This is a genomic window from Ferruginibacter sp. (assembly GCF_014377975.1).
Lineage (GTDB): Bacteria > Bacteroidota > Bacteroidia > Chitinophagales > Chitinophagaceae > Ferruginibacter.
The window spans coordinates 1-5,318 of the sequence record NZ_JACMOO010000304.1; the positions used below are offsets into that span (position 1 = coordinate 1).

A 5,318-nucleotide genomic window follows, 5' to 3' on the forward strand; every position below is an offset into this window, starting at 1 on the left:
ATTCTTTTTTAGGCGGTCCTGCTATTGGTGGCTTTTATTATGTAACGATTTCGTATGCGATTGGAAAATCTCATTAATTTTTGTATCGCAACTTAAAATGTGCTATCAGTATGTAGAGAGTACCTCTGATCACACAATAATAATTGAGCACTTAGTTTTTTTTGGGGTGATGTTGCAGATATAACATTACGCTTAAGCCCTTCAATAATCTTGGTTTGTTAAAAGCAGTGCAGGGCGTAGCAAAGATATTTTTAAGTAAAATAGGCCATGTTTTTAAACATAGAATTTTTGTCTTTAGCAATTTAATTTAGCGTTGGTTGTCGGGGAGTTTAGCCAGGGTACTTAAAAATGAGTTTCATTTTTTATAATTGTATTATTTAACTTTATCTGAGTTATCTATCACAGTTTTTATAATATCCATCTATTAAATTTTCAAGGCCTGTTTAACCTAAGCGATAACACTAACTAATGAAAATATTATGAGAAAGTTTTTCTTATTGCTGCTTTTATCGGGTGCATTTATTTTTTCAAAAGCCCAATTTATCAACAAGTTTACTACCTATAACAGTGCCAATACGCCAGCTTTTACCGGTAATAATTTTAAAGCCGTTTGGGTAGGAAAATTTGGTCAGATATGGGCCGGAACCCAGTACCAGGGCTTATACAAATTTGATACCTCCACTAAAGTATGGAGTAAATCAAGTCAGCTCACCAATGTATTTATCAACCAGATACAAGCTGATGAAAAGGGTGGTATATGGATAGCTCAATCAGGCACATCAGGGCAAACAGGCGGTGGCTCAAATACAGGAGGCGGCGTTAATTATTTTCCGGATAGAACAGACGTCGGTATGCAATTTTTTAGTACCACTAATTTTTTGTCTTCAAGAAATGTAAGGTCAGTTTATTTAGATACTTTGAATGCACCACAGGATGGATACAGAAGATTATGGACAGCGCAGGCCACCTACATAACCTCCGGAAATACCAGCGCAGGCGGTGCCACCCGCTTTCAGGAAACCTCAACAGGAAATATGCAAAAGGTTTTTGGAGGGCTTCAGATATTTCCCACAACCAATTTTATAAGTACAGGAAATCCTTCCTGCTATGGCGTATGTGGTAACAAAGAAGAAGTGTATATTGCTGCGGAAACAAATTACACCATTGCAACAGGCAGTACCACTCAAATATTAAAGTATGATGCTACAAGCGGTTTTTTTAAGGGAGGGTATGATCAAAATGGAGAGTTTGACAAAACAAGATTGTATTATAATAACCAGGCAAGAAAATATATCAATACTGATAACGCAGGAGTATTGCCTGCAGGTTTTAGAACCAGTGCCATGTATGCCGACAAAGATGGCAGGGTTTGGATTGGTTTAAGAAACGGCGGCGTGGTAGTAAAAACCGGTAATACGTTACAAGCTGTAAATATGCCATCTATTTTTATACCGGGCACTACCGTTAATCTTAATGCCATCACCAGCGATGAATATGGATATGTGTATATCGGTACAACTAATGGTCTTGTAGTATTTGATAACGGCGGAGATGTAACAGATATTTCTTCTTACAAACTACTCACAACCACAGACAGTCTCCCCTCTAATAATATTACAGGAGTGGCTTATGATAAAGGTGGTGGGCGCATTATTATTACTTCCGATGCCGGGGTAACATTTTGGAATATCAAATACAAAATAGATGTGAAGATGGAATGGGACTATAGCTTCCCGGACAGGGTCAATCGTCCCATAGGCGTAGCTGCAGATGGTGTTTCCAGAATTTATTTAAGGATAAAAAAAGGGAGTGATACCTTACCAAACGTACAAGCTGTGAATGTAAGTTTAAAAAGGTTTGTTGCAAGCGAAGCCAATACCCGTGGCAAATTAAAACCAGCTTTGGTGATTGATAAATACAGTGAGGAGGCAACTGATGCAACCGCAACAGATATAAGTATGAGTGATGCTGATTTGAAAGTGGGTGTGCCAGGCGAATTTTGGGTTTGGTATGTTTCACCCGAAGATTTTAGTAACGATACGGTAAGCGCTTATGCATCTTTAAGAAAAAGATATGATACGCTTACGGTAATTGTTACTTATCTCAACAACAAGAAAGACACGATGGATTATAAAATTGGCTTAGTGCGGCCGCCAACTGTATTTGTGCATGGTGTTGCAAGCAGCCCCGAAGCCTGGTTGGATTTAAAACATAATTATTTTGGAAAATATGTCCCTTTTCTGTCCAGCCCGCTGTTTACTTATACCAATGCATTAAAGATGGATCCTCGTGGTTACTTCCATAAAAATGCAGCACAATTACTTGGGGGAGATATTAATGTTTATACCGGTAATGGAGACAGGCTAAATACACTGCAGGGAAATATTGAAGCCATGAGGGGATTAAGATACGCCTCCAATCAGGTGGATTATGTTTGTCACAGTATGGGTGGTTGTATGATAAGGACTGCTATTAATTTTTTCCCTAAAAAATTCTTTGCAGGTGCCGGCAGCCCTTACAGGTATAAAAATTATACAAAAGGCTTTACACATAAAGTGCTTACACTGGATACTCCGCATAATGGTGCTGGTGTTGCTGATGCAGGAGACCAGTTTCTAAAATGGGCTCCGGATCCGATAAACATTTTGCTTCACGACGCTTATGCAGCAAGCCCTGACTTTTTGGGCTGCCTTTTTATTCCAGTGGGAAATGAAATAATACCAAAGTTTGAAGGCTCCAATGCTACAAACAATTTACAATCTACAGAAGAAAGAGGCGGTATAAGGTTTGGCCGAACGCCGGCACTTACATTTGCCCCAATAAGAAACCACATGATATGTGGTAATGTTAAATGGGATAAGTTTTATTCAGTAGCGGGATTTTTAGATAAAGGATTATCTTTTTTTTATAAATCTTTACTTGAAATTATGTATGTCACTACTTACTTACCATGGTCAGATGCATATTTTGAAACACCAGCAAGCCGATTGGCAGCAAGGGCAGAATTAGGAACTATGATAGCAGAAGATCCTCAGGTAATGCTGTTTAATTTTTTAAACTATATAAACGAAAAAAGAGGGTTTTATAATTTTATTCAAAATGGTGACCTGATTGTACCCTTATCCAGCCAAATATGCGATCTGGCCGTTGATGCACCTAATGTTACCAAGTTTATAAATACTGATGCGGCAACTATAATTCCACCTAATCCACCTCATAATGCCTGGCACAGCGACATTCCAAAAAGAGATGATGTGGGCCAAAGGGTATTACAGTTGTTAAACACCAAACGATCCAGTGAATTATTTGCTGATTTTTTTCCTGCTAACAATAACCCGATACAAGTAAAAGAACTACGGCCTGCGGCTGCAAAAGGTATTCAATCAAAGCCAAGCAATATTCTTATAAACGAAAGTTTTTTTGATACTACAAAAATAAAAATTGATGCTCCGTTTAGAAATACTGTTGTAAATTCAGATAGTACCATCAATATCAAATTCAGGGTAAAAGACACGGCAAGACTTATTTATTCAACGATATATTTTCAACTGTCAGACTCCTTCAGGGTAATTAAAACGCTGGCGCAGCATAGTATTCCATTTACTGTGAGTCCGTCGTTTACTGGCAGTAATTTAATAATGGCAAAGGCCGTGTATGAAAAAAGTGATGGCTCCGGATTAGAATACCGTATAGATACCCTTTCAGTAGGTACTACCAACCTTGCTACCCTACAGGATTTCAGGATAAAAGACAATGAAAGTATGCTGACTGTTGGGCAGCCTTTCTTTCCGGTATTTGAGGCTAAATACAATGATCAATGGGTAACAATTGGCAATGGTGACCCTAATATTTTAATTGCGGTTGATTCGGCAACCATCGTTAATTATGTTGACTCAACTATCTCTTTTAATGGCCTGAAAAGCGGAACTGCTATACTTACTGCATCCTTTTTCGGTCTGCAGGATTCTGCCATTTTGAAAGTAAACGCCTCTTATAATTCAGGTTGTATAAATACTACACTGTCAAGCGGCAATTTTAGTAATTCTGCTATCTGGAGCAAGGGTGTAGTGCCAGATATTTGTGACTCTGTTATTATCAATACAGGCCACAATGTAACCGTAGATACCGCACTCATAATAAGGGCATTAAGAGTAAGCAGTGGAGGCACACTTACGCTTAATAATACTACAGATACTTTACAAACAGGTGAGGCAGATGAACATTCTGCCATTGCAGATATTTACGGCACATTGGCAATCAGCAATGGAGGTATTAATATCAATGGACGATTAAAATTTAATACTGGCAGCACATTCAATATGATTGGTGGTAAAATAACCATTGATGCCAATGAGGGCATACGGGAAATGAGCATTCCAGACAGCAGCTATTTGTTTGAAGCAGCAGCAGGCATGACTGCATTTAATTTTACTGGTGGTACGCTTCAAGTAAATGATCCGCCTTTTGGTGCTGCCAGCCAAACCATAGCTTGTCCATATAATTTTGGCGATAACAGTACCTTAATTCTTGGCGTCAATTCATCTAACGTGGCAAGCAAAAATATTGATGGGTTTGGTGGGCTTTCCTTCCCCAATAAAATTGGAAAGCTGATTATTAATGCCGGCACAAATACGGGCAACCGCCAATTCATTAATAAAAAAGCATTGAATGTAAAAGGTAATATGGAAGTAAGAACCGGTAGCGGAGTGATATTGCAGGCACCTATAACGGTGAATCAATAATATCTGTAAAAATAGATTAACCAAAATGATGATTGTAATAAGCCTGTAGCAGCGGCTTACCCAGTAAATAATACACGTCACGCATTAGCCGGCTCTATAGGGAGGTTCACTTCTATGACAGCAGCATCCTGAAAAAGCTTCTAGTCGAATTTGGTATTGACTGTACTCTGCCTTTAGTGCTGTTGCGGATTTAATAACTATTTGTTAAACCAAAAGCCCCGATTAAATCATTTTTAACCAACCGCCGAAGCTTTGTAATCTAATACTGTAAATGCTTTTTTATAATTTATAATTTATTGTGTGCTGCTTTTCCCAAACTTTTTTACAAATGTTGTGGATGATTTCAACATGCTTACTGATTACTAAAACCTTTTTTTGGTCCGTGCCTTCGGATGTTGATCAAAAGGCCAACATCGGCTTTTGCTGAGTAGGTCGATTATTTTAACCCAAATTACGCAATAGCAACCTCAAAAGGATACTCAAAGACTTTTGAGTAGTTCCAAAGTCCGCTAAACCATGCCCGTCTTTTTTTACTAAGTGCTATTTTTAGTACCAAGTTATCATTTACTTTTTCGA

1 protein-coding gene is annotated in these 5,318 nt (G+C 38.3%); it reads left to right on the forward strand.

Annotation, left to right across the window (positions count from 1 at the left end; all coding sequences use genetic code 11):
- The first annotated feature begins 479 nt into the window (after positions 1-479).
- Entirely contained in the window at positions 480-4,742 is a 4,263-nt protein-coding gene (locus H7254_RS15570; protein WP_301933836.1) for a hypothetical protein, read from the forward strand.
- Positions 4,743-5,318 lie beyond the last annotated feature (576 nt).

Coding starts and splice junctions, on each gene's coding strand:
- H7254_RS15570 (WP_301933836.1), top strand. CDS start 480: ATGAGAAAGTTTTTCTTATTGCTGCTTTTATCGGGTGCATTTATTTTT.